The sequence below is a fragment of the Asticcacaulis machinosus genome, assembly GCF_028550435.1.
Lineage (GTDB): Bacteria > Pseudomonadota > Alphaproteobacteria > Caulobacterales > Caulobacteraceae > Asticcacaulis > Asticcacaulis machinosus.
Map to the genome: position 1 here is coordinate 309,003 of NZ_JAQQKV010000001.1, position 24,538 is coordinate 333,540.

21 protein-coding genes are annotated in these 24,538 nt (G+C 51.8%); 12 read left to right on the forward strand and 9 right to left on the reverse strand.

Annotation, left to right across the window (positions count from 1 at the left end):
* Positions 1–42: 42 nt before the first annotated feature.
* From PQU98_RS01465 to lpxB, 6 genes are read left to right on the forward strand one after another with little or no spacing between them, the layout of a single operon-like run.
* Complete coding sequence (locus PQU98_RS01465) at positions 43–684, forward strand: OmpH/Skp family outer membrane protein (protein WP_272743106.1); 642 nt, start codon at positions 43–45, stop codon at positions 682–684.
* A 32-nt stretch (positions 685–716) separates the two neighbouring features.
* Entirely contained in the window at positions 717–1,730 is a 1,014-nt protein-coding gene (gene lpxD, locus PQU98_RS01470; RefSeq protein ID WP_272743107.1) for a UDP-3-O-(3-hydroxymyristoyl)glucosamine N-acyltransferase, read from the forward strand.
* A 7-nt stretch (positions 1,731–1,737) separates the two neighbouring features.
* On the forward strand, positions 1,738–2,247 hold the full coding sequence (gene fabZ, locus PQU98_RS01475; RefSeq protein ID WP_272743108.1) for a 3-hydroxyacyl-ACP dehydratase FabZ: 510 nt from the start codon (positions 1,738–1,740) through the stop codon (positions 2,245–2,247).
* Positions 2,247–3,035, forward strand: coding sequence for an acyl-ACP--UDP-N-acetylglucosamine O-acyltransferase (gene lpxA, locus PQU98_RS01480; protein WP_272743109.1), 789 nt, complete (start codon positions 2,247–2,249; stop codon positions 3,033–3,035). The genes fabZ and lpxA overlap by 1 nt, the downstream gene beginning before the upstream one ends.
* Before the next feature lie 3 nt (positions 3,036–3,038).
* A complete protein-coding gene (locus PQU98_RS01485; RefSeq protein WP_272743110.1) occupies positions 3,039–3,896 on the forward strand; it encodes an LpxI family protein in 858 nt (285 codons plus the stop codon).
* Positions 3,862–5,055 carry a lipid-A-disaccharide synthase gene (lpxB, locus tag PQU98_RS01490; RefSeq protein ID WP_272743111.1) on the forward strand — a complete coding sequence of 398 codons (1,194 nt, stop codon included), beginning with the start codon at positions 3,862–3,864 and terminating at the stop codon, positions 5,053–5,055. The genes PQU98_RS01485 and lpxB overlap by 35 nt, the downstream gene beginning before the upstream one ends.
* 59 nt (positions 5,056–5,114) lie before the next feature.
* On the opposite strand, the gene gltA is transcribed toward lpxB, so the two are convergent.
* Positions 5,115–6,407, reverse strand: a complete 1,293-nt coding sequence (gene gltA / locus PQU98_RS01495) for a citrate synthase (protein WP_272743112.1) — start codon at positions 6,405–6,407, stop codon at positions 5,115–5,117.
* Between the two features lie 72 nt (positions 6,408–6,479).
* Positions 6,480–7,892, reverse strand: coding sequence for a glutamate--tRNA ligase (gltX, locus tag PQU98_RS01500; RefSeq protein ID WP_438263865.1), 1,413 nt, complete (start codon positions 7,890–7,892; stop codon positions 6,480–6,482).
* A gap of 89 nt (positions 7,893–7,981) precedes the next feature.
* On the opposite strand from gltX, the gene PQU98_RS01505 reads away from it, so the two are divergent.
* Positions 7,982–10,147, forward strand: coding sequence for a ComEC/Rec2 family competence protein (locus PQU98_RS01505; RefSeq protein WP_272743114.1), 2,166 nt, complete (start codon positions 7,982–7,984; stop codon positions 10,145–10,147).
* On the opposite strand, the gene lexA is transcribed toward PQU98_RS01505, so the two are convergent.
* The 4 genes from lexA to PQU98_RS01525 all read right to left on the reverse strand — a co-directional run bounded on the left by lexA (position 10,144) and on the right by PQU98_RS01525 (position 13,347).
* A complete protein-coding gene (gene lexA, locus PQU98_RS01510) occupies positions 10,144–10,845 on the reverse strand; it encodes a transcriptional repressor LexA (RefSeq protein WP_272744469.1) in 702 nt (233 codons plus the stop codon). The genes PQU98_RS01505 and lexA overlap by 4 nt on opposite strands.
* 102 nt (positions 10,846–10,947) lie before the next feature.
* A complete protein-coding gene (trpC, locus tag PQU98_RS01515; RefSeq protein ID WP_272743115.1) occupies positions 10,948–11,742 on the reverse strand; it encodes an indole-3-glycerol phosphate synthase TrpC in 795 nt (264 codons plus the stop codon).
* Positions 11,739–12,761, reverse strand: a complete 1,023-nt coding sequence (gene trpD / locus PQU98_RS01520; protein ID WP_272743116.1) for an anthranilate phosphoribosyltransferase — start codon at positions 12,759–12,761, stop codon at positions 11,739–11,741. The genes trpC and trpD overlap by 4 nt, the downstream gene beginning before the upstream one ends.
* Positions 12,754–13,347 (reverse strand): anthranilate synthase component II, encoded by a 594-nt coding sequence (locus PQU98_RS01525; protein WP_272743117.1) that lies wholly within the window; start codon positions 13,345–13,347, stop codon positions 12,754–12,756. Before PQU98_RS01525 ends, trpD begins: the two co-directional genes overlap by 8 nt.
* A gap of 121 nt (positions 13,348–13,468) precedes the next feature.
* Between PQU98_RS01525 and PQU98_RS01530 the strand changes: the two genes are divergently transcribed.
* On the forward strand, positions 13,469–13,840 hold the full coding sequence (locus tag PQU98_RS01530; protein ID WP_272743118.1) for a hypothetical protein: 372 nt from the start codon (positions 13,469–13,471) through the stop codon (positions 13,838–13,840).
* Positions 13,841–13,848: 8 nt separating this feature from the next.
* On the opposite strand, the gene trpE is transcribed toward PQU98_RS01530, so the two are convergent.
* Both trpE and PQU98_RS01540 read right to left on the reverse strand, forming a co-directional pair.
* Entirely contained in the window at positions 13,849–15,339 is a 1,491-nt protein-coding gene (trpE, locus tag PQU98_RS01535) for an anthranilate synthase component I (RefSeq protein ID WP_272743119.1), read from the reverse strand.
* Between the two features lies 1 nt (position 15,340).
* Complete coding sequence (locus PQU98_RS01540) at positions 15,341–17,266, reverse strand: peptidyl-prolyl cis-trans isomerase (RefSeq protein WP_272743120.1); 1,926 nt, start codon at positions 17,264–17,266, stop codon at positions 15,341–15,343.
* A gap of 239 nt (positions 17,267–17,505) precedes the next feature.
* Here PQU98_RS01540 and tpiA point away from each other — a divergent pair, with 239 nt between their 5' ends.
* From tpiA to PQU98_RS01560, 4 genes are all read left to right on the forward strand, one after another.
* Entirely contained in the window at positions 17,506–18,249 is a 744-nt protein-coding gene (gene tpiA, locus PQU98_RS01545) for a triose-phosphate isomerase (protein ID WP_272743121.1), read from the forward strand.
* Positions 18,250–18,382: 133 nt separating this feature from the next.
* On the forward strand, positions 18,383–18,910 hold the full coding sequence (gene secG, locus PQU98_RS01550; RefSeq protein WP_272743122.1) for a preprotein translocase subunit SecG: 528 nt from the start codon (positions 18,383–18,385) through the stop codon (positions 18,908–18,910).
* Positions 18,911–19,008: 98 nt separating this feature from the next.
* A complete protein-coding gene (gene pyrG, locus PQU98_RS01555) occupies positions 19,009–20,661 on the forward strand; it encodes a CTP synthase (RefSeq protein ID WP_272743123.1) in 1,653 nt (550 codons plus the stop codon).
* A gap of 13 nt (positions 20,662–20,674) precedes the next feature.
* Positions 20,675–21,058, forward strand: a complete 384-nt coding sequence (locus PQU98_RS01560) for a RidA family protein (RefSeq protein WP_272743124.1) — start codon at positions 20,675–20,677, stop codon at positions 21,056–21,058.
* An 89-nt stretch (positions 21,059–21,147) separates the two neighbouring features.
* Here the strand turns inward: PQU98_RS01560 and PQU98_RS01565 are convergent, their stop codons facing one another.
* Positions 21,148–24,309 (reverse strand): autotransporter outer membrane beta-barrel domain-containing protein, encoded by a 3,162-nt coding sequence (locus PQU98_RS01565; protein WP_272743125.1) that lies wholly within the window; start codon positions 24,307–24,309, stop codon positions 21,148–21,150.
* Positions 24,310–24,538 lie beyond the last annotated feature (229 nt).

Consider the following 24,538-nt stretch of genomic DNA (forward strand, 5'->3'; position numbering starts at 1 on the left):
CTTCCTTCGGGATATGCAATAAAAGCCATGAGTGTTACACCAATGAAAAAGACTTTACTCGTTCTGGCCAGCACGCTGGCGCTCACCGCCGGTCAGGTGTCCGCCCAAACGGCACCGGCCGCAGCACCTGCGCAGCCTGCCATGAACCCAGGCCCTGTCATTCCCGGTGTCTGCGTTTATTCTGTTGAAGACGCTATTGCCGGCTCAGAAATGGGCAAGGCGGCGGGCGCGCGCATGGGCGTACTGAGTGCTGCGGTTGAAGCTGAAATCAAGCCTGAACGTACCGCTATTGAAACTGAAGGCAAATCACTTCAAGATCAGGTCAATGCCAAGACCCTGCAAGGCGAGGCCCTGCAAACCAAGGCGCAGGCCTTCCAGGGCAAGGTTCAGGCTTTTGAACAGAAGGTTAATCTGCGCGGTCAGGAACTTCAGGCCACCGAAGCCAAGGCCCAGCGTCAGATCGCAACTGACCTTGAGCCGCAACTGCGGGCGACTTACACCGAAAAGGGCTGCGGCATTCTGGTTGACCGCAATTCGGTTCTGTTCGCTAATCCTGCGATGGATATTACCGGTCAGGTCGTGGCAAAACTGAATGCGGTCAAAAAGACGATGACGTTTGATCGTGAGCGTATCACACCGCAGGCGCGTCCTGCCGCGGCGGCTGCCCCGGCCAGAACCAACTAACTCTCTGCGTTTAAGAATATTCGTGAGCACTCATGCCTGATCTGAGATTTTTTGAGGTCGCGTCCAGTCTCAGCTTAGATCAGGTCATAGCGCTTACGCGAGCCTCACTTTTACCGGGTGTCGAAGCGCGCGGCCATATTCTGGCTTGCGCGCCTTTGGCGTCTGCTGGGGATGGTGAGGCTGCGTTTTTCAGTGACCGTCGATATCTGGGTTCATTAAAAAAAACGCAGGCGGGCTTTGTATTCGTGACCGAAGACAATGCTGCGCTTATTCCTGAACACAGCGTAGCTTTGGTGGTTAAATCGCCTCAGGCCGCCTGGGCCAGACTGGCCAATGCACTTTATACGCCTCTTCGACATGATGGGACTGTCGCTATACATCCTACCGCCCGGATCGAAGACGGGGTCTATATTGGTATTGGCGTCGTCATCGGTCAAAATGCTGAAATTGGCTCTAGGACACGTCTAGAGGCCTACAGCGTGATCGGGCCGGGTTGCACTATAGGCCGCCACTGCCGTGTCGGTGCCCATGCAACCCTTTATTGCACACTCATGGGAGATCGCGTTCAGATAGCCTCTGGCGCGCACATCGGCGAAGCCGGATTCGGTGTCAGTGGCGATGAGCAAGGGTTGCTGGATGTGCCGCAACTTGGCAGGGTTATCCTTCAGGATAATGTCAGTGTAGGCTCTGGCACGTGTATTGATCGCGGGGCTTATGATGATACGGTTATCGGCGAAGCGACCAAGATCGATAATCTGGTGCAGATAGCGCACAATGTGCAGGTCGGGCGACAGTGTATTATTGCCGCGCATGCGGGTATATCTGGTTCTGCGCGCATTGGTGATGGCGCCATGTTTGGTGGTCGGGCCGGCCTGATTGATCACATAGCTGTCGGTGCCGGTGCAAAGGTTGCAGCGGGGGCTGTGGTCTATAAAGATGTTCCGGCGGGGGAAATGTGGTCGGGATTTCCGGCTAAACCCTCACGTCAGTTCTTGCGCGAGGCCGCGTGGCTGTCTAAACAGGCGTCTCAGAAAGATAAGGGTTAACGTCTCAATGACTGAACAAGGCGATCAGGCCGTGGCCGATATTCAGGCTGCCCAGAACGATAGCGCTCCCGGTGCGAACGTGGACTATGCGGAAATACTTAAGCGTATTCCTCACCGGTATCCGTTTCTGCTGATTGACCGTGGCGAAGACTGGATCAAGAACAAAAGCATGACGGGCGTTAAGAACGTCACGTTCAATGAGCCGTTTTTTCCAGGCCATTTCCCTGAAAATCCGGTTATGCCAGGCGTTCTTATCATTGAAGCGATCGGTCAGACCGGCGCTGTTCTGATGTCGAAGTCGCTGGACGCTGATGTTGAAGGTAAAACCATATTCTTCATGTCCGTTGACGGCGCCAGGTTCAGAAGTCCTGTGCGTCCGGGCGATACGCTTTACATGAAGGTTGAAGTGGTTCGACATCGCGGCGACGTGTTCAAATTCCGCGGGGAAGCTTTTGTGAATGATAAGATTGTTTGCGAGTGTGAGTTCGCGGCGATGGTCGTCGAAAGCCCCAAATAATGAGTATCCATCCCAGCGCGATTGTTAGTGAACAGGCCAAAATCGGTGCAAATGTTGTCATTGGTCCGTGGTGTGTTGTTGGACATGATGTAGTCTTGGGCGATGGTGTTGAACTTGTCTCCCATGTGGTGATTACGGGGTACACCGAGATTGGTGCAGGGTCTGTCGTACATCCTTTTGCTGTTTTAGGTGGCCATCCACAGCATCTGGCCCATGACAAAAGCGCTGTGACGCGATTGATTGTCGGGGAGCGCAACCAGATCCGTGAGCATGTCACCATGCACACCGGCACCGTTAAGGGCGGCAGCGTCACACGCGTTGGAAATGATTGCCTGTTCATGGTGGGCTCTCACGTTGCCCACGACTGTATTGTTGGGAACAACGTCGTCATGGCCAATAATGCCTCACTGGGCGGGCATGTTCAGGTGGGCGAATATGTCTTCTTAGGGGGACTTTGCGGCATTCACCAGTTTGCGCGCATCGGCCGTTATAGCTTTGTCGGCGGTGCGGCCATGGTGACGAAAGATGTCATTCCTTATGGTTCGGTGTGGGGCAACCATGCCCGCCTGGAAGGACTAAATCTGGTGGGGCTTAAGCGCCGCGGGTTCTCACGTGATCTTATTTTATCGCTGCGCACGGCTTACCGGATGATGTTTGCGGATGAAGGCACACTTCAGGAGCGTCTCGATGACGTCTTGGAAAACTTCTCTGAAGTGCCGCAAATTGTTGAGATCGTGAATTTTATTCGCGAAGATTCTAATCGTCCGATTTGCTTGCCGGTAGAATAATTTATGTCTGTGACCGGGAAACTGGCGTTGATTGCGGGCGGTGGCGCGGTGCCGGTAGAGGTCGCTCGCTATCTTAAAGCATCAGGGCGAGCGTACTGTGTTTTACGGTTACAAGGCTTGTCGGATTTAGAATTAAACCATCATCCGGGCCATGATGTCGGGCTTGGTGATTTTGCGCATATGTTTGATCTTTTGGCGCAGGAATCCTGCCAGAGCGTGTGCATGGTGGGGTATGTTCAGCGTCCCGATTTCAATACTATGGCGCGCGATGCCGGCGGTGCCGAACACCTGCCGGTTATTCAGGCTGCGGGCAGGGGCGGGGACGATAGCCTCCTGCGGCAAGTTGCCCGGATGTTCGAAGCGAAAGGTTATGCTATTGAAGGCGCCCATGAGGCTAATCCTCAGCTTTTGATCGGGCATGGGCTTCAGGCCGGGCCAGCGCCGGTGCCAGAGGCCGCTGACGATATGGCTGAGGCTGTTCGCATTGCCAATGTGATTGGAGCGCTGGATATTGGGCAGGCCGTTGTGGTAGCGGGGAAAATAACGCTGGCCGTCGAAGCGCAGGAAGGCACGGACGCGATGATCAGGCGTGTACAGGCTTTGCCTGATGCCCTGAAAGGGGCGCTGGTTAATCGCAAGGGAATTTTAGCTAAGGTCGCTAAACCCATTCAGGATTTACGTCTGGATATGCCAACCATTGGCGTATCGACGGTTGAAACGGCCTCAGCAGCCGGATTACATGGTATTGTAGGGCAGGTTGGAAAGCTGTTGATTGTTGATAAGGCGGCGACATTCGCAGCGGCTGAGCGTCTGGGAGTATTTATCTATGGTTTTGACGACACAGACGGGAACTCCCACTAAAACCATTATGCTGGTTGCCGCCGAAGCTTCCGGAGATGTTTTGGGCGCCGGATTAATGTTGCAATTGGCAACTAAATCCAGCGAAAATTTACGCTTTGTGGGGGTGGGGGGCGCGCGCATGGAAGCGCTTGGTCTCACCAGCCCTTTCGATATCGCACAATTGTCCATCCTTGGTATGGTCGAGGGTCTTAAGGCTTATAAGCGGGTCAAGGCGCGAGTTGCGGATACTGTCGCTTTGGCCATAGCTGAAAAGCCTGATGCGGTCGTCCTGATCGATTCATGGGGGTTTACGCTCAGGGTTGCGCACGGAATAAGGGAGGCTATGCCCGAAGTTCCACTGATTAAATATGTCGGCCCGCAAGTATGGGCAACACGGCCAGGCCGGGCGAAGACACTGGCAAAAAGTGTCGATTTTTTACTGGCATTACATCCAATGGATGCCCCCTATTTTGAGCGGGAGGGACTTAAAACCGTCGTTGTGGGTAATCCGGCGCTTAATGTTGATTTCTCAAACGTCGAGCCCGATGATATTCGGCGCTTTATTGAGATGAAACCCGATGAGCAAATGCTTCTGGTATTGCCCGGCAGTCGCCCCTCAGAGATCAAGCGTCTTATGCCAGTCTTCAAACCTGTTATTGAGCGTTTATTGCTGGATCGGCCAGGTCTCAAGGTCGTTTTACCCGCTGCACATACTGTCAAAGACCTGGTTTACGGTGCGCTTGGAGACCTTGAGCCTAGAATCCATGTCATTGAACGTGAGGATCTAAAGCTGAGCGCTATGAAGGCGGCGGATGTGGCTCTGGCATGCTCAGGGACTGTCTCAACTGAATTAGCGCTTGCAGGCTGCCCTATGGTCATCGCTTATAAGGTCGAACCACTGACCTACTATATTTTTAAAGCGTTATCTTCGCTAAAATACGTCACGCTTTTTAACATTGTTGCCGATAAAGACATTGCGCCTGAATACCTTCAAAAAGACTGCACTGAAGATAACTTGCTAAAGGCAATTAACACCCGCTTAGATGATGAAGTCCTTAGACAGTCTCAGATACAGGCGCAAAACTCAGCTCTTGACCAGATGGGACGTGGACAGCGGCCGCCCGCCGAACTGGCGGCGCTGAGTGTTATGAACTTCCTTAATTTAAAGGGACGCAATTAAATTAAAGGCGCTTTACCCATTAGGTAAAGCGCCTTTAATTACTCTCGTTATACCTCAGACTAAGCGCGCCCGGAAATCGGCACGAAATCGCGTTGTGCGGAGCCTGTGTAGAGCTGGCGCGGACGGCCGATCTTTTGCGACGGATCCTCGATCATTTCTTTCCATTGTGCAATCCAGCCCACGGTACGGGCCAGAGCAAACAGCACCGTGAACATGGTGGTCGGGAAGCCCATGGCTGACAGAGTAATGCCGGAATAGAAATCGATATTCGGGTAAAGCTTACGCGACACGAAATACTCATCCGACAGCGCAATGCGTTCCAGTTCACGCGCGACCTGAAGCAGCGGGTCGTTCGGATCGCCCACAGCGCTGAGGACTTCATGACAGGTCGTCTGCATGACTTTGGCGCGTGGATCATAGTTCTTGTAGACGCGGTGGCCAAAGCCCATCAGCTTGTACTTACGGTCTTTAACACCCTGGATGAATTCAGGGATTTTATCGACTGTCCCGATTTCCTTGAGCATGTTGAGCGCTTCTTCGTTAGCGCCGCCATGAGACGGACCCCACAAACAGGCAATGCCCGCAGCGATACAGGCAAACGGGTTGGCGCCTGAAGACCCTGCCAGACGCACGGTCGAAGTTGACGCATTCTGCTCATGGTCGGCGTGCAGTATGAATATCCGATCCATCGCCTTGGTTAGCACCGGATTAGGTACATAGTCTTCGGCCGGCACCGCAAAACACATGCGCAGGAAGTTTTCGGAATAGGACAGGTCGTTCTTTGGATAGACGAAAGGCTGGCCAACACTGTACTTGAAAGCACGGGCGGCAATTGTCGGCATCTTAGCAATCAGACGATGCGCGGAAATTTCACGCTGCTTCTCATCCTGAATATCAAGGCTATCATGATAAAAGGCCGACAGGGCTCCAACCGCACCAGTCATGATCGCCATCGGGTGGGCGTCTCTTCTGAAGCCGGAGAAGAAGCGATCAAACTGCTCATGTAGCATGGTGTGGCGCGTGATTGTCGTCTCAAACTGCTCAAACGCCGACGCCGACGGCAATTCGCCGTGCAACAGGAGATAGCAGGTTTCAAGAAAGCTTGATTGTTCAGCCAATTGATCAATCGGATAACCGCGGTGCAGCAAAATGCCTTTGTCGCCGTCGATAAACGTTATCTTGGACTCGCAGGATGCCGTAGAGGTAAAGCCCGGATCATAGGTAAAGGCGTCAGATTCAGCGTACAGTTTACGAATGTCGATCACATCGGGGCCTAAAGTACCCTTTTGCACCGGCAAATCTATGACCTTATCGCCGACGGTAATTTTAGCGGGATTAGAAGTCTGGGTCATGAATTGCTTCACCTCTTATTGTTTATGTGCATCGCAACCTAAATGCGGTGTCCTCATATATAAACATGCGATCTATTTGGAAAGACCATCCTTTAGGCGATCAAGGCTCTCACTTTTGCCAAGAGCCGCTAAAATGCGTGAAATATCAGGTGCCGGATGCCCGCCAGACAGTATACCCCGAAGGGCCGGGCCAATCTTTCCAAACCCAACCCCTTCATTTTCAACGAAATTTTTCAAAGTTACCTCAAGGGAACCGGTCGACCAGTCACTTAATGGCAACAAGTTTTCGTGAAGACGGCAAAGGCGACCAATTGTTTCTTCGGTCAAAAGTTTTTTCGTTTTTTCATCTATCTGAAGGGGGCGCTTCGCTAAAGCGAAAGCCAGAAGATCGGCAAAATCAGTAATTTTAAGCGCGCGCTCCACGATCAGGGGCAGGGTGCGTTCAAGGATTTCAGCCTGAGCGGTATCAATAGCTATTTCACGGCGGTTAAGATCATCCTCTACAAGCGATGTAAGGCGCTCAGGGGCGCACTGTCTGATCCAGTGAGCATTGACGTGATTGAGTTTATCGAAATCCAGCCGGGCAGGGGCCTTATTGATATCTTTGATGTCGAACCACTCAATCATCTGTTGGTCATCAAAAATCTCATCATCGCCATGCGACCATCCTAGGCGTGCCAGATAGTTGCGCATGGCTTCGGGCAGGTATCCCATATCCTGATAATCACCAACGGCCTGCGCGCCGTGACGCTTGCTGAGCTTTGCCCCATCTGGCCCATGAATGAGCGGGATGTGAGCGAAGGTTGGCAGGTTCCACCCGGCTGCCATATAAATCAGGGACTGCCGGGCCGCGTTATTGAGGTGATCATCACCGCGAATGACGTGAGTGATGCCCATATCATGATCATCAACGACTACGGCCAGATTGTACGTTGGCGTTCCATCTGAGCGCAGAAGAATCAGGTCATCCATATCTTTGGTATTAAATTTGACCTGCCCCTGGACAGCATCATTAATAATGAGCGGTTCATCCAGCGGCCCTTTGAAGCGGATCACGTGCGGTGCCGCCAGTTGGTCGGTCGTTGGGATTTGATCACGCCAAGGCGAGCGCAACGCATGACCTGCGGCGCGGGCGGTTTCACGGGCCGCTTCAGTTTCTTCCGGTGTCATAAAGCAGGCATAGGCATGACCTGCCTCAAACAAAGCCTGAACCACATCTTTGTGGCGCTGTTCTCGGCCTGACTGAAAGACAATGTCTTCATCGGTTGTGAGACCAAGCCATTCAAGGCCTTTAAATATCGCATCAACAGCCGCCTGCGTAGAGCGTTCCTTATCCGTATCCTCGATGCGAATCAGAAAACGACCACCTGTTGCCTTGGCATAAAGCCAGTTAAACAAGGCTGTACGGGCGCCACCTATATGCAAATATCCCGTAGGCGAGGGGGCAAAACGCGTAACGACAGAGGTTTTTGTATCAGGCATGATCTTGCAACTTGAACTGTACGAAATGATGTGCGTCCTTATAAACACCTTATAAGCCATCACCATACCTTTTGAGGCCGGCTATAGCCAAAATGCTCATTTATTTGGATCGGCTGCGGCTTTGGCTGAAATCAGATGCGGGCGAAAGCCTTAGATCCTGGATATCCGGCACCTTATCTTTGCAAAAAGGCAGGGCTTTTCTCTGGATTCCGGTCATTATGGGGAGCGGGTGTGCAGCCTATCTTCATCTGAATTTTGAGCCATCCTGGATATGGCTGTTGTTGAGCTTAGGCGCAACATCAGGGCTTTGTTTGGCAATCCATCGCTTTAATTTTCCGAAATATGTATTTTATTTTACAATCATTTTTGCAATCTTCATCTCAGGTATTTCGTTATGTAAACTACGTGCGGAAAGGGTGGCCGCGCCTGTAACAGACGCGTCAAGGACACAATACCGCGTTCAGGCTTACATCGTTGATATTGTTTCCAGCGACGCGGAATCACCAAGACTCTTACTGGCACCCGTTAAAATCGAAAATGCAGCCGCTAACGAAACCCCGATACGGGTACGTGTCACCTTGCGGAACTGGCCCAGAGATATAGCTCTGAAACCGGGGCAGATGATCAGTGGTTTTATGATACTAAATCCTCCATCACGGCCATTCATGCCGGGAGGGTATGATTTTTCGCGTGCGGCCTGGTTTGATGGTTTAGGGGCTGTGGGATTTGTTCCTGGAAAATTGCGCCTCATGGACAGCGCACAACCACCACGGCGTTTGCAGCGCATTATGGATATAAATGCTCTCCGCTGGTCAATTACGCAAAATCTCGTCGACAGCTTGGAACCTAAACTCCCAAACGGTCGGGCTTTAGGAGGGTTCGCCGCGGCCCTGGTGACCGGGCATCAGGCCTATCTGACACCCCAAATGATACAAGACATGCGCGATTCCGGGTTGGCGCATATACTATCCATATCCGGCCTTCACATGGCAATTGTGGGTGGATTTATATTCTTTGCCAGTCGGGCACTGTTGGCATTGTTTCCGATTCTGGCGCTAAACTACCCAATCAAAAAATGGGCAGCAGTGGCGGCTATTGCTGGTGTTTTGGCTTACCTGTGCATCTCAGGAGGGCCTGCCCCCGCTATTCGGGCCGCCATTGTGGCGACCATTGCCTTTGCGGCCATTCTTATTGACCGGCGCGCTTTGAGCCTGCGGGCATTGGCGGTAGCGGCGTTAATCGTGCTCATGCTTATGCCTGAAGCGGTTATCGAGCCCGGATTTCAAATGTCTTTTGCGGCAACGGCGGCTTTGTTAGCGCTGGCGGAAAGCGTTAAGCCGGTTGTGCGTGAGATCGGCGTTCCGTGGTTTATAAGCACCATTCAAGCCGCAGGACGGGCCATATGGCTATCGCTTATGGCGTCTCTAGTGGCAGGACTGGCCACCACGCCCTTTTCGTTACACTATTTCAACCGTATCAGCGTTTATGGGCTGATTTCTAATCTTTTATCGTCTCCAATTTCAAGTTTCTTACTCATGCCCGCGCTGGCAATTGGCACCGCGTTACAGGCCACCCCCTTAAGCACACCTTTTATGTATTTGGCGGGGGCAGGACTGTGGCTCACAGATAAAATCGCGGCCTGGACAGCCTCTCTGGAGGGGGCTGTAAGAATTTTGCCAAGTGCCCCAGACTATGTCCTGCTGATTTCATTCGCGGGTGTTTTATGGCTATGTTTGATCCGCGGGACGACCCGATGGATCGGAATGATCGCCGCTGTCAGTATAATTATCTGGCCACGTGTCACACCTCCTGATGTGTGGGTCGATTCACAAGGCGCCAACGCGGCCATAAGCTATGATGGCGCATCCTATGTGATGCGCCCCAAAGTCAAACAATATGGATACGAGCAATGGCTAAGGCACTATGGATTGAACGATGACCGCAGTATGGGCCTATCACATGATTATGTGTGCAAAGGCCTTATGTGCACGCCAAATCAGGAAGCCAAATACAGAATCGGGTTTTGGTTTGGCAATAAAATGCCGAAGACAGAAGCCTTAAGCCAGTTATGCGAACAGAGTGAATTGGTCATTTTACGGGCAAATATCGATCAATGGCCAAAGGCGTGTGAAAAAACGAACCGCATAGACAAAGACGATCTTGAACATTTAGGGGCGCTCGAGCTTAGACGCCGCGACAACCTATGGATAATTCACGCATCCGAACCTGCACGCGGGGAGCGCGCGTGGGTGCGCTAATGGTATTTACGCATAAGACCCACCAGACGCCCCTGAACGGCAACCTCATCAGCATTGTATATGCGGGTTTTGTGGGTCGGATTTGCAGCCTCCAGAGCAATTGAAGCGCCTTTCTTGCGCAGACGCTTCAACGTTGCTGTATCCCCATCAACAAGGGCAACCACAATCTCTCCCGACTGTGCGGTATCCGTCTTTTTAATGATCACATAGTCGCCATCAAGAATGCCGGCATTGATCATTGAATCGCCCTCAATCTCAAGAAGGTAATGTTCTCCGGCCCCAAGCATGGCTTCGGGTATGCGCATGCGATCACGTTCCTGTCCAATCGCCTCAATAGGGACACCGGCGGCAATCTTACCGAGCAAAGGCAATTCGCGGCCATCTTCAATCAAAGGCTTAACTGTTGAGGGCGCAAGTTTAGAACCTTCGACCACCTGAGGTACAAAGTGTTGACGCCCTTTAGGCGGGGCTGCGGTTGTCGCCTGATCTGGTAATTTGATAACTTCAAGAGCGCGTGCCCGGTGAGCCAGGCGGCGGATAAAGCCACGTTCCTCAAGGGCTGTAATAAGCCGATGAATGCCTGATTTAGAGGCCAGATCTAACGCCTCTTTCATTTCATCGAAAGAAGGCGAAACACCGCTTTCCTTGATACGCTCATGAATGAACATCAAAAGTTCGCGCTGTTTAGTCGTCAACATTTTAAACACCTGTGCATTTGATATCACCCAATCCCCCAGCGGGCATGGCGTGAACAAGTCATGAACTCATATCAGATGTTCTGTAAGTGTTCTAGGTTAATGTCAAGCTAACGACAGAAGTTTTTTAGCGGCCGAGGTCACGTTGGACTGTCGCATAAGGCTTTCACCCACCAGCATTGCACAGGCGCCCGTGGTTTCAAGACGGCTTACATCCTCGACGGTAAATATGCCGCTCTCTGCCACAAGTATATGCTCCGCACTGACCATTTCTGACAGAACTTCGGTTGTTGATATATCGACCTCAAAAGTTCTTAAATTTCTGTTATTTATGCCAATAAGATTAGATTTAAGTTTTAAAGCACGATCCATTTCGATGGCGTCATGAACCTCAATCAAAGCATCCATGCCGTAGTGATGTGCGGACGCAACCAAATCTGTGGCCAAGGCGTCATCCACCATCGCCATGATGACCAAAATAGCATCAGCTCCATAACTGCGTGATTCAGCAACCTGCCAGACATCGACCAGAAATTCTTTGCGAATACAGGGAAGTTTAACCGCGTCCCGCGCGGCTATAAAATGCGATTCGTGACCCATGAAACTGGGCTCATCCGTCAAAATTGACAGGCAGGACGCGCCGCCTTCGGCATAGGCCCACGCAAGTTCTGCTGGGTTAAAATCTTCACGTATCAAGCCTTTAGAAGGGCTAGCCTTCTTGATTTCAGCAATCAGGCTCAACGATCCGGGGCGCTTATCGGATTTCAGAGCTTTCGCGAAACCTCTTGGAGAGCCAGCCTTCTGAATGCGAGCTTCCAAGTCTGCAATTGATAACGCTTTGCGGCGATGTGACACCTCTTCACGTTTATAGGTGGCAATTTTTTCTAAAATATCGCTCATGAATTAGTCTCGTTCGTTACTGCCACCAGTGTGTCGAGAGCTTTCCTGGCTTTGCCGCTGTCTATAACAGCCGCAGCAAGATCGACGCCTTCACGAAGGGTTTCCACACTATCGGCGACTAAAAATGCTGCGGCAGCATTAAGACATACGATATCGCGGTAGGCTCCCTTGGCGCCGTTCAGCAAATCAGACAGAGCCGCAGCATTCACGTCTGGTGTTCCGCCAGTGATGTCTGACAAAGCTGCGCGCGGTAGTCCCACGGCTTCGGGTGTGATGGTAAATAAGCGAACCTGACCGTCACGCCATTCCGCGACTTCGGTTTCGCCGGTTGTGGTCAGTTCATCAAGACCGGCACCGTGCACCGACCAGGCTTTTTCTGCACCTAACATACCCAAGGCGCGCGCAATGGGTTCCACAAACCGGGGAGAGGGAACGCCTACCACCTGACGTTTGGCTCCCGCGGGATTGGTAAGCGGGCCTAACAGATTGAAAATCGTCCGAAAACCGAGTTGTTGCCGTACCGGGGCAACATGTTTCATCGCTCCATGATGGGCGGGCGCAAATAAAAAGCAAATGCCAGCCTCATCGAGCGCTTTTTTTTGCTGCTCAATTGTGGCGTCAATATTGACACCCAAGGCTGCCAGTACATCGGCTGTGCCGGACTTGGAGGTGACGGCACGGTTGCCGTGTTTGGCGACTTTAAGGCCGCCACCCGCTGCGACAAAGCCAGTGGCGGTCGAAATATTAAGCGTATGCAGACCATCGCCACCCGTACCGCAAACGTCGATAACATCATAATTATGATCTAACCGTTTGGCGGCCGCGCGCATGGCGCGCGCGCAGGCTGTGATTTCGCTAACCGTTTCACCGCGCAGACGAATGGCAGTTACGGCCGCTGCAATCTGAGCCGGCGTTGGCTCTCCACGTAGACATGCCGCAAAAAAAGATTCCGCATCATCTTCGGACAATGTGGCACCATCGGCCAGTTTTGACAGCAGGGGTTTAAACGAATCAGACATATAGATTGCTACTCGGTATTCCGGCCATGTCTAAGAAATTCGCCAGAATTTGATGCCCACCTTCGGTCGCGATCGATTCCGGATGAAACTGCACGCCATGAATAGGGCGCGTTTTGTGTTGAACCCCCATGATTTCACCATCTTCGGTCCAGGCTGTAACCTCGAGATCCTGGGGCAGGGTCTCCTGTTTGATGGCCAGAGAATGATAACGTGTTGCGGTAAAAGGATTAGGCAGGTCTTTGAAAAGACCGATATTATTATGATGAATTTGGCTGGTTTTTCCGTGCATCAGAGTTTTGGCACGGATTACGTCACCGCCAAAAGCCTGACCAATAGCCTGATGGCCCAGACATACGCCGAGTATAGGCAGATCTTCGGGCGCTGCACGCAAAAGCGGCAGGCAAATACCTGCCTGATCCGGCGCGCATGGGCCAGGCGACAGTAAAATCGCCTTTGCGCCCATAGCCAGTGCGTCCTGAACGCTTAAAGCGTCATTGCGGAATACCTTCGTCTCTGCCCCAAGTTCAGCCAGATAATGGACAAGGTTGTAAGTGAAGCTGTCATAATTATCGATAACCAGGATCATCGCGGTCTCCGTAAAGCGTAATCTACATAGGATGTAAGCACGCTCACGCCAAGTGATAACCGATACAGTACGGTTATTTCATGTTTAAATGGCCACATATAACTTACGATTCGGACGACCTATGCCAGAAAACCACACCGCTATAGATCAACGTGATCCACGCCTTGATAAGGCGCGTAAGTTATTGATACCTATGGCCAAACATGAAGCCTCATTAAGGGAAGCCCTGCTAACTTCGGTAGCCTTTGCCGCGACTGCGCTCATGCTGGTGTTTGCGATAGTTATGGGGCCGGGGTGGGAGGAGGCTCCGACAATTCAAAAAGCCAACATCGCCCCTGTTATTAAGAAATCGGCAGTTTCAGCCAATGCCATGATGGTGCAGGTGCCGTCAGAGACGTTCGAATTATCCGCTACGCCTTTGCCAACCGACGGTATTAATGAAGCTGTCCCCTTGAGTGAGGATGAGCTGTCGGCACATGCAGATACCAAATAACGGCCTGATCAGACGTAATGCCAGGCTTCAGCAGCGGCACGGATAAGCGCCCCGGCCTTATGTACCGTCTCATTATACTCGTTCATCGGTACGCTGTCGGCCACAACGCCAGCGCCTGCCTGGACATAGACCTTATTGTCTTTAAACAAGGCGGTACGCAGTACAATACAGATATCGGTTGAACCGGAACTTGAGATGTAACCTACGCCACCGGCATAGGCGACACCGCGCTTAACATCTTCCAACTCGTCGATAATTTCCATAGCCCGAACCTTGGGCGCACCGGACAAGGTGCCCGCCGGAAGCGCTGCCAAAAGCGCATCTACCGGATCAAGATCGGCAGGTGTATCGCCTTCCACATTGGATACAATGTGCATAACGTGGCTATAGCGTTCGATCGAGAAGCGCTCCGTGACACGGACGGTTGCGGGTTTGGCAACACGCCCCACATCATTCCGGCCCAGATCAAGCAGCATAAGATGCTCAGCAATCTCTTTAGGATCAGCCAGAAGTTCTTGTTCTAATGCCTTGTCTTCCTGAACGGTTTTCCCCCGTGGCCGAGTTCCGGCAATCGGGCGTATAGTCAGTTTTCCATCGCGGATACGCACCAGTATTTCAGGGCTGGAGCCCGCCATCTGGAAATTGCCAAAATCGAGATAGAACAGATATGGCGAAGGATTTTGACGGCGCAATGATCTGTAAAAAGCAAACGGATCAACCTCAAACGGCGCCTCAAACCTGTGACTTGGAACCACCTGAAATATATCGCCGGCACCGATATAGTCTTTTGAACGCTCGACCATGTCACAGTATTTCTGCGGACTCGTAGGTGAAGTTAGAGCTGGTTGAACGCGCGTTTGCGGTTCGTCGCGACTGGGGAGGGCGACCCGCAGATCAGTTTCGACCTGATCAATCCTTGCAACCGCATCATTATATGCTTCAGCAGAAGCTCTGCCATCCGGCCAGACCGGGCTGGCAATCAGGATTTCGTTCGACACATTATCGAATACGCAAATTACCGAAGGACGCACGACAACAGCATCAGGTAATCCTAACGGATCAGGATTGGATAGCCCTAAAGGCTCCATAAGGCGAATGAGGTCGTATCCGAACACGCCGAAAAGGCCAGAAACCATCGGCGGTAAATCTGCCGGAATATCCATGCGATTGGCTCGAACTAAAGCCCGAAGTGACTCAAGTGTTGGTGAAGATTCTGCCGTATATTCACCTTTGGCAATGGCATCACCCACAGCCAGTTCGGCCTTATCGCCAAAGCAGCGCCACACCAGATCAGGCTTAAGCGTTATTATGGAGTAGCGGCCTTTCAGCGCCCCCCCCTCGACCGACTCGAACAGGAATGCAAAATTGCGATCCTTGGCCAGCTTCAGGTAGGCAGAGACCGGTGTTTCCAGATCATCAACCAGACGGCGGCAAACGACGTGCGGCTGTCCGGCTTCATAATCCTCGCGGAAGGCCGCTTCATGGCTTAAGGCACTCATCTTATTTCTTTTCAGGCGTAGCCGGCGTCGCATCCGTTTTAGCGGGAGGCGTAACCCCCAGCGCGCGGATGGCGGTTTGCGGATAGGTTTTTGTTTTCAAAAGCGTACGGGTAGATGTGCGTGACATGTCCTCTACGTCCCGGAACGTGGCTTGTGTCAGGCCACGTTGCGCCAGAACCGAGTTGACATTGGCCAAGCTGGCTTCCGGGGCCGTAATTGTATCGACCCGACCTATAACATAGGCGTATTCACTCGCCTGAGCGCTAAAGGTTTCACCTTTTTTGGCTGAAAACACACGGGCGGCAATTTGAGGTCCGACCTTTTGCTGCCCCGTCTGGCGGTCAAGTCCTTTGACAGCCTCAACCGGAGCCTTGACTGATTCGGCAACCGTGTTGAAATTCTCACCTTTACGCAGGCGTTCAGTAACGGAATCGGCCTTTATACGGACGGCATCCATCATTTTTTGCTGCATGTAGGCCTGAACCATTTGCGGCTTTACCTGATCAAGCGTTGGGACTTCGGATGGAGCGATTTCGTTTACACGTACAGCGAAATATTCACCATTACCCAGTTCCTGAACCTCAGACTCACCACCCTTTGGCTGGTCGAAGGCAACTTTGATGACCTGAGCAAACTGCGCATAATTCTGGCCATTAATCGCCTGACCTTCGGCCGTCATAGGCGGCAAGTCGGCGATGTTGAGGTTCAGTTTTTTCGCGGCTGCTTCGATGCTGTCACCTGCCGCGCGCGCCTTTTCAAACGCTTCGACGCGCTCGTAAACGACTTCTGTAGCCTTTTCCTGACGATATTCTTCGGTAAGCTGGGCTTTCACGGCATCAAAGCTTGGGACTGAACCTGCGGTAATGCCTGTAACTTTTAAAATCGCAAAACCCAGATCCCCCTGGATAGGAGCGGATACGGCACCTTGCGCCAAAGCAAAAGCCGCATCGGCAATCTTTTTGTCTGGAATCGCCGTCTTGGGTTTATTGTCATAGACAAGCACTTGCCCGCCTGATGCCTTAGCTGCCACTTCGGGCGACTGGCCAGCTTTGAGAGCGGCTTCGGCCGCAGACGCTGACTTTGCATCCTTAGCTGAAATCTGAATAAGCGTACGGGTTTCAGCTTGCGACATCGTATCGCGCTTGAACTCATAACGCTTTTTCAATTCAGCCTCATCAACAGCTATTGATGCCATCAAGTCTTTTGGCGCAAAGGTAACCAGTGAAAACTGACGGAATTCAGGCCGACGCAAACGTTCTTTGTTTTCATTATAAAATGCGGTGAGTTGTGCGTCGTTAGGTTGTGCGGGCTGTTCGACATTGGCTGGCGACAGAATAAACAGGCTGACATCACGGTTTTCCATGCCATAGGCTGCCGCCAGGGCACCATACACACGTGGCAGCTTCATCCCGGCCGCTGCAGCATTTCCAAAATGATTAGCGGCAATGTCATCACGAATTAACTGCTCGAATTTTGTATTCGTCAGCCCTTGCTGACCCAAAAACTGGGTATACTTATCTTCATCAAAGCGGTTGGTGATGGAATCGAAAAACATCGGGTATTTGCGAAGTTGATCAACGACCATCTTGGCCGATGGCTTGATGCCTGACTTTTCAAGATATGACGACAGCGATTCCATGCTGGCCATTTCTTCAAGCAGACGAACGTGAAGTCCCTGGTTTACAGCATCTTCGTTAGTGATGGTCTGACCGGATTCCTGCTGGACATTCTTTTTATAGTTGTCAAAAGCCTGAGTGTAATCCTGCGCGCTGACCTCGCGGGCACCGGCCTTAATCACGCTGTTCCCGCTGGCTGCAGATAAAACATCAAGCTGGCTACCGCCAACGACAACAAAGCTTAGCGCTAAAATTCCCATGAGAATCTTAAACGTCCAGGTCTTGGTGAAAGCGCGAAACCCGTTGATCATAAAAACAGCGACCTTAAAAAATGTGCGATATGTCCAAAAGCGTATGTCACGCTATTCCATATCGGGAAACGTAGTGGCCGTGATATAAAGGAGGAAGTGCGGCGGATTCAAGACAGTTTTTGCCAATAGCCCCAAAAGCGACCGCGCGATTTGATTTGTAACAATAGGAATTTATTTGTTTGCCTGTTTTTAAGCCTTTTGGCCTTTAATTGCTGCACCTGCTAATTTAAAGATATTTCATGACCTCGCAAACTTTGATTGCCGGTAACTGGAAGATGAATGGGCTCCTGTCATCGATTGACGAAGTCCGCGCCGTTGCCGAGGGTAGTTGTGACAACGCTGTCAGAATTGCTATATTTCCACCATACACTTTAATACATCCTATTTCTCAGATTTTGGGCCATGACAGCCGTGTAGTCTTGGGTGGACAAGACTGTCATTATGAAGACTATGGTGCCTATACTGGTGATGTGTCCGCGCACCAGCTTTATGATGCTGGCGCCAGAATGGTAATACTTGGTCATTCTGAACGACGTCACGGCCACAAAGAACCTTGCGAAACTGTAGCGCTGAAAGTTTGCGCAGCTCTGAACGCTGGACTTGAGCCGATCATTTGCATTGGAGAAACACTAGAGCAGCGCAAAGAAGGGCTGACACACGCTGTCTTGTCCAAGCAGTTGCGCGATAGTTTACCGGATGACCTTATGGGCAAGGCTTTCCACGTAGCGTATGAGCCGGTATGGGCAATCGGCACAGGTATGATTGCTACTGATGATCAGATTGTGGATGCGTTTTCCTTAATAAGGCGCGTTATTTCAGAGCGCTTTGGTACTGATTTTAAACCACATTTGCTTTACGGTGGCTCAGTTAAACCCGACAATGCTGTCGACGTTCTCAAATTGGATGGCGTGGGCGGAGCCCTTGTTGGTGGCGCCTCTCTTAAAGCCAAAGACTTCCTGAAGATTATTCGCGCGGCCCCTTAATCGCAGCCTCAGGGTCATAAAACTGTTGTCAGGCCTGTTTCCGCTCTGGAAAAATTCCCGCGGCGGTGCTAATGGGCGCAGGATTGCGCGCTCACATGTGCTGCGGGCGGCGCCTAGGGATTAAGATAAACTCATGCTTTTTGGTATTTTGCTTACCGTTCAGATCATCATCTGTCTCGCACTGGTCGGTTTGGTTCTGATTCAGCGTTCAGAAGGCGGAGCCTTGGGAATGGGCGGAAGTCCATCCGGGTTTATGTCGGCACGTGGTGCCGGTAACTTCCTGACACGGGCGACCTCTATTCTGGCGATCCTGTTTTTTGCCAATTCGATTGGTCTGACGATTGTGGGCAACATGACGCAGCGTGGCACTTCGGTCATCGACCAGGTGGGTGAGGGCAATATTAATCTGGATGCCTCTAATTTGCCGGCGGCTACGGCACCGGCTACGGGGGGAGCCGCCACGTCAGCGGCAGCGCCATCGCTTACTGAATTGCCGCGGCCAAGTGCTCAGGTCGTCACGCCGCCTGTGGCAACTCAATCGGCTCCGCGCCCGACTGTGACCGCACCGGCAGCCAGGCCTGCTGCACCCGCGCAAGCTACACCGGCTTCGGCAACCACTTCATCTGCCAATGACCCGATCGCGACTCAGCCCGCTCAGTAGTTATCGGCGACGTTGAACTTAAATTTTTGAAGTGGCTCATTATTGATAATTTTGGGCCGCTTTTTCTTTGTAATATTTCTAAGAGTTAAGGCCGAACCATGTCAGAGCAACCCGAAGGGGCCCGTTTTATATTTATTACCGGCGGCGTGGTGTCTTCGCTGGGCAAGGGATTAGCCTCGGCTGCTCTGGGGGCGCTGCTTCAGGCGCGCGGCTATAAGGTTCGCCTGAGAAAGCTGGATCCTTATCTTAACGTAGACCCCGGTACGATGAGCCCTTACCAGCATGGCGAGGTATTTGTTACCGACGATGGCGCTGAGACGGACCTGGATCTGGGCCACTATGAGCGCTTTACCGGTGTCAATGCCCGCAAATCTGACAACATCACTACCGGCCGCATCTATTCCAACATCATCGAGAAAGAGCGCCGGGGCGACTATCTGGGGGCTACGGTTCAGGTCATTCCGCACGTCACAGATCAGATCAAAGCCTTTGTCCTGAGTGATCAGGGCGACGCCGATTTCATTCTGGTTGAAATCGGTGGCACAGTTGGGGACATCGAGGGTTTGCCCTTCTTTGAAGCCATCCGTCAGTTGGGTCAGGAGTTACCACGCAGGCAATGCTGTTTTATTCATCTGACCTTATTGCCCTTCGTTAAAACGGCGGGGGAGATGAAGACCAAGCCGACCCAGCATTCGGTCAAGGAGCTTCGGTCAATTGGCATTACGCCGGATATTTTGCTGTGCCGCTGTGAGCAGGAAATCCCGAAGGAAGAACGCCGTAAGATCGGTCAGTTTTGTAACGTCCGCGAATCAGCCGTCATTCAGGCGCTTGATTCAGAAAATATCTACGCTGTCCCGATTGACTACCATCATCAGGGTTTTGATAGCGAAGTGCTGTCGGTATTTGGCATCGACAATGCGCCGGATCCTGATCTGTCACTATGGAAGGACATATCACAACGCTATTCCTATCCGGACGGTGAGGTGAATATCGCAGTTGTCGGCAAATATACCGTCTTAAAAGATGCTTATAAGTCATTGATAGAAGCTATTTATCATGGTGGAATGGCCAACAATGTCCGTGTAAAGATCGATTGGGTTGAGGCTGAGACGTTTGAAAAAGATGCCGACCTGGTGCGTCAGCGCTTGGAGAGCGTACACGCTATTCTGGTGCCGGGTGGGTTTGGTGAACGTGGCGCTGCGGGTAAAATTGAAGCCGTAAGGTTTGCGCGTGAAAACAAGATTCCGTATTTCGGCATTTGCTTTGGTATGCAGATGGCTGTGATTGAAGCGGCGCGTAATCAAGCGGGTATTGAGATCGCATCGTCTACCGAATTTGGTGAAACCAATGAGCCGGTTGTCGGCCTCATGACCGAATGGCTGAATGGCAATGAGTTGGCCAAGCGCGCTGCAGGCGGCAATCTGGGCGGCACTATGCGCTTGGGGGCATTTGAAGCCAGTCTGGCTGAGGGGTCGTTGGTTTCGCGCATATACGGTGATACGGCTATATCAGAACGCCATCGCCATCGTTATGAGGTTAACCGCGATTACATTCCCCGCCTTGAGGCATGTGGCCTCAAATTTTCGGGCATGTCGCCGGATGGCCTGTTGCCTGAAATCATAGAGCGCGACGATCATCCTTGGTTTGTTGCCGTTCAATACCACCCGGAATACAAATCGCGGCCGTTTACACCGCATCCGCTTTTCAAAAGCTTTATAGACGCGGCCAAGGTTAGAAGTCGCTTAGTCTAATGGGAGAAAAAATATGCGTCAGCTAGTCTCATCAGGGTCACCCTTTGAAGGTGAAATCGGCTTTTCCCGTGCCGTTCGTTCGGGAAACCGCATCGAAGTATCAGGAACCGCTCCAATTCGCGATGGTAAAACGGCGGGTATTGGTGATGCCTATGAACAGACCAAAGCGTGTCTGGAAATCATTATCAAGGCCGTTGAAGCGGCTGGCGGTGAAGCCTCTGATATTATCCGTACCCGCACATTCATCACGGATATGTCGCTGTGGAAGCAGGCCGCACGGGCGCACGGTGAAATCTTTGGGGATATTCGTCCCGCGTCATCCTTTATAGGCACAAATGCTTTGATAAATCCGGAATGGCTGGTGGAAATTGAAGCCTCGGCTGAAATTGAAGGATAAGAGTGATCTATTAAAAAAAACGGGCCCCATCGGAGCCCGTTTTTTTTATGTCGAATAAAGGGCGGCTCGTGAAAGCCGCCCATTTTGTTTTAGAACTTAAAGCCAGTGCGCAGACTGACGGAATAGTTTTCGTAAGAATCGTATTTTTCAGCTTCGGCTTCAATGGCCAGATATCCGTATTCATTAGCGGCACCAATACGGAATCCCACGACCGGGCTGCCACCTTCAACATCACCGCCGGTGAGGGTGAACGGATTGCCGGCACCAAAGCGGGCTGTGGTATCCGCGATTTCAACCGACACGTTTTGGCGATAACCAACCCAAATCTCTGGTTGGATTAGAGCACGTTTATTGGCACGCCCGAAGACAACGAGAGCGCTGGCGCTGGCCAGATGGCTATCGCGTGACTCGACTGTCAGGTCAAAGCTTGAACCGCCGCCTGTCTCGGTGCGGTCGTCTTCGCTAAGAGCGTAGAAGTCGATGCCAACTTGCGGACGAATGCTCACCGGTCCCATTGCCGCTTCATAAGATGCACCAAGGTTCCCGGAATAGCTGATGCCGCTCCAGTCAGCTTCGGTGACCATGACTTTTTGGCTTGAAATCAATTCACGCTTGGAATCGAATGTTGCACGACCGACGCCAGCACTGGCCCACGCCTTGAAGTTCTCGTTATACAGACGCCAGTAACCGCCGATGCTCAGGTCAGAAGTTGACGACGATTCGTTTGGGGCTGCGAACGTATCTTCAGGTGTCGTCGTCGTATAAGCCAGATAAATGCCCACGGCTTGATTGCCCATCAGGCCACGTTCGGCACCGCCGGCAAAGGCGAAGCCTGTAGATTTAAAGCCCGTGGTGTCGCCGCGTTCACGCTCCATATGGAAGCCGTATTCTTGCAGCCAGTACTGAGTTTCGCCATTTGAAGGCAGGAAGGACTGCTTGCTAAGGGAATGGTTTAGGGCCTCATGACCCTTCGAGAGGGTTAGCAAGGCTTCGCCCGAATAATCCGGCAGGAACGCTGAATAGACGGTATCAAAGCCGCTCTGATTCGTTTGGGCCAACAGCGCTAATGAGGTTGCAGTATCGGTTTGCGCCGCCGTCAGGATGGCATCCAAAGCACTGTACTCATTGACAGACAGCCCCGATTCTACCTGTGTTTTGAGGCGGAAGTCAGCATAAAGATTGGTTCCTCCGGTGCCTGTCGATAATGCCGCCTTGTAAAGCCACGGTACATTCTGATCCAAAGTGGCCGCATCAAGATTAGCAATATTAATATTGCTGCCCGTCATGACGGTAAACTGGACAGGGCTTTTGATGAGTTCGGTCAAAGACAGCAACACTTTTGCGCCGCTATCGATCGTCGTCGTGCCGGAATTAATCAGAACCGGGGTCGTAGCTGTATCCGGATCCAGCACGACGTAAAGTTCTGATTTGGCCCCTAAGCGCAGTGATGACAGGTTTACTTGCGAACCGCCAGTAAGCCCAAGGCGGGCTTCAGCCACATTGAGGGCCACACTGCCGGAGCCCGTGATTTTACCTAAGACAACGGCTTTTTTATCAAGCAACAGACTGTTGGCCCCAGCGCCAAAGTCGATATTTCCGATGATCTGACCGCCATTAACGGTCAATGCGTCATTACCGGAGCCGAGTAAGATATCACCCTGGATAAAGGGCGCTGCCACCGTGTCGTCATCAGGCTTGGTATCGGTTTGGGTGAGGGTCAGGCCTGCGCTGTTCGTACGCGTATCAATGGCAATGCCCCGGTTAAGGGACGTATCAGCAATACCGTCATTATTCTCATCACCTGGCGCTGTTACAGCGGTGATGAAGCCGGTGTTATTAAAGGTTGTGAGGCTATTTGATCTGTCGCGCACAGCGATTGCGCTTGCGGTCGTCCCCCCGCCACTGGCCGACAATGTCCCACTGTTATTAATCGCAGGCACTACCGCACCGGCCGCTATGTCTACAGCGATCGCACTATTATTATTTAACGTCGTCGTGGTTACGCGGATGTTTCCGGAATTTACAAAGTTGGCGACATTGGCGCCGCTTAAAAGAGAAACGCCGGTCGCATTACCCTTCGTACCCACAGAATTAACATTGCCTTGTATGGAAAGGCCGTTTTGGAGCACAACATTACGGCCCAGGCCGCCAATCTGTATTGCCGTGGTATTTACGTCTTTATATAGCCCCGCCGAATTGACGTTGCCTTTGACGACCAGGCCAAAACTGTCAGTCGCTTTGGCGGTCACAACGCTATTGAGCGTAATATCCTGTGTCGCAGACCCGATGAGTAATGCCGGAGATCCACCATATTGAGTCAAATTGGCCGTTGTCTGATTCGCATCCAGAGTGCCGTCACCATCGATATCTGTATTCGTCGTATCAGCAGCCACAGTAGCATTAAGCAGCAAGCCTTTAGACAAATTGCCCGATATGCTGACAAGAGGGCCGTTCTGGTAAAGATCGTCCGGATCGAGCAAAGCCAGTTGGGCATCGGTTAAGGCCGAAGTGAACCTGTAACCCGTGCCGCTGATCGTTCCATCAAGGATAACAGAGCCACTGACGTTGCCAGTCAAATTTAAAGCTGTAGCGTTTTGGCCAAGAGTATTGATAGTGCCGCTGACATAGACATTGCCAGTGACATTGTTTTCAATCGAAATACCTTTAGTATCCGTACCCGTGGCCGCGATTGCGCCATCAAAGCTGAAATTACCTGCCAGAGGGGATTCGAGCCTGATACCGTAAGACTGATTACCTTCAATGGTAATAACAGACGCGCTGGTAACTTCAATCTTACCGGTGAAAGGTGACGCCCCTACAAGGCGAATGCCGTAACGTCCGGTGCCGGTCGCAAATTCTCCGTCGACAAAATCATCATCATCAGTCGTTGAATCTGCAGGCGTATAATTGTCTGTGACAGTGATATTCGACTTTACTGAAACTTCACCAGTCGTTCCGCCATTTACCAGTATACCTGTGGAATTATCTGCTGAAGACGCCATGTTAATGGCGCCCTCGGTTGTTACTTTATGATTTGAATCCAGAGTGATAGCCGTGCCGCTCGCCAGTTTAATAGAGCCTGCCGCAGCAATTTTCACATCATCCGCCGCGCCGTTATTGGCAGTAGAGGTGGCAATCGGCGTTGTGCGCTCAGTTGTAATACTGGTTTCGGCAGACGCCGTGTGAGCGGATATGCCCGCGGCCAGAATCAGGCCGATGGCTGTGGCGTTGCGAAGGTGTGATTTACGCATCTGGCTACTTTCAGAAGTGTCGGAAACAGAGCCAAGGGCCCGGTGGAGGTCTGATTATTTTATGAAAACTGGGGAATACGCTTTAACTGGCGGAGGCAGCCCACATGTCGATACCGTTACATTGTATTGGTGATGCCTCAAAAACCGAATTTGCGGCGAACATTGGCACGAATGTGGGCTTTTATATGTCAGTTAGGAAAAATTGCAAATGCGTTGCGACGGGAAGCGT

Bases quoted from the DNA above. Each gene is read 5' to 3' on its own strand.
- PQU98_RS01465 (WP_272743106.1), top strand. From the start codon at position 43: ATGAAAAAGACTTTACTCGTTCTGGCCAGCACGCTGGCGCTCACCGCC.
- lpxD (WP_272743107.1), top strand. From the start codon at position 717: ATGCCTGATCTGAGATTTTTTGAGGTCGCGTCCAGTCTCAGCTTAGAT.
- fabZ (WP_272743108.1), top strand. From the start codon at position 1,738: ATGACTGAACAAGGCGATCAGGCCGTGGCCGATATTCAGGCTGCCCAG.
- lpxA (WP_272743109.1), top strand. From the start codon at position 2,247: ATGAGTATCCATCCCAGCGCGATTGTTAGTGAACAGGCCAAAATCGGT.
- PQU98_RS01485 (WP_272743110.1), top strand. From the start codon at position 3,039: ATGTCTGTGACCGGGAAACTGGCGTTGATTGCGGGCGGTGGCGCGGTG.
- lpxB (WP_272743111.1), top strand. From the start codon at position 3,862: ATGGTTTTGACGACACAGACGGGAACTCCCACTAAAACCATTATGCTG.
- gltA (WP_272743112.1), bottom strand. From the start codon at position 6,407: ATGACCCAGACTTCTAATCCCGCTAAAATTACCGTCGGCGATAAGGTC.
- PQU98_RS01505 (WP_272743114.1), top strand. From the start codon at position 7,982: ATGCTCATTTATTTGGATCGGCTGCGGCTTTGGCTGAAATCAGATGCG.
- lexA (WP_272744469.1), bottom strand. From the start codon at position 10,845: ATGTTGACGACTAAACAGCGCGAACTTTTGATGTTCATTCATGAGCGT.
- trpC (WP_272743115.1), bottom strand. From the start codon at position 11,742: ATGAGCGATATTTTAGAAAAAATTGCCACCTATAAACGTGAAGAGGTG.
- trpD (WP_272743116.1), bottom strand. From the start codon at position 12,761: ATGTCTGATTCGTTTAAACCCCTGCTGTCAAAACTGGCCGATGGTGCC.
- PQU98_RS01525 (WP_272743117.1), bottom strand. From the start codon at position 13,347: ATGATCCTGGTTATCGATAATTATGACAGCTTCACTTACAACCTTGTC.
- PQU98_RS01530 (WP_272743118.1), top strand. From the start codon at position 13,469: ATGCCAGAAAACCACACCGCTATAGATCAACGTGATCCACGCCTTGAT.
- trpE (WP_272743119.1), bottom strand. From the start codon at position 15,339: ATGAGTGCCTTAAGCCATGAAGCGGCCTTCCGCGAGGATTATGAAGCC.
- PQU98_RS01540 (WP_272743120.1), bottom strand. From the start codon at position 17,266: ATGATCAACGGGTTTCGCGCTTTCACCAAGACCTGGACGTTTAAGATT.
- tpiA (WP_272743121.1), top strand. From the start codon at position 17,506: ATGACCTCGCAAACTTTGATTGCCGGTAACTGGAAGATGAATGGGCTC.
- secG (WP_272743122.1), top strand. From the start codon at position 18,383: ATGCTTTTTGGTATTTTGCTTACCGTTCAGATCATCATCTGTCTCGCA.
- pyrG (WP_272743123.1), top strand. From the start codon at position 19,009: ATGTCAGAGCAACCCGAAGGGGCCCGTTTTATATTTATTACCGGCGGC.
- PQU98_RS01560 (WP_272743124.1), top strand. From the start codon at position 20,675: ATGCGTCAGCTAGTCTCATCAGGGTCACCCTTTGAAGGTGAAATCGGC.
- PQU98_RS01565 (WP_272743125.1), bottom strand. From the start codon at position 24,309: ATGCGTAAATCACACCTTCGCAACGCCACAGCCATCGGCCTGATTCTG.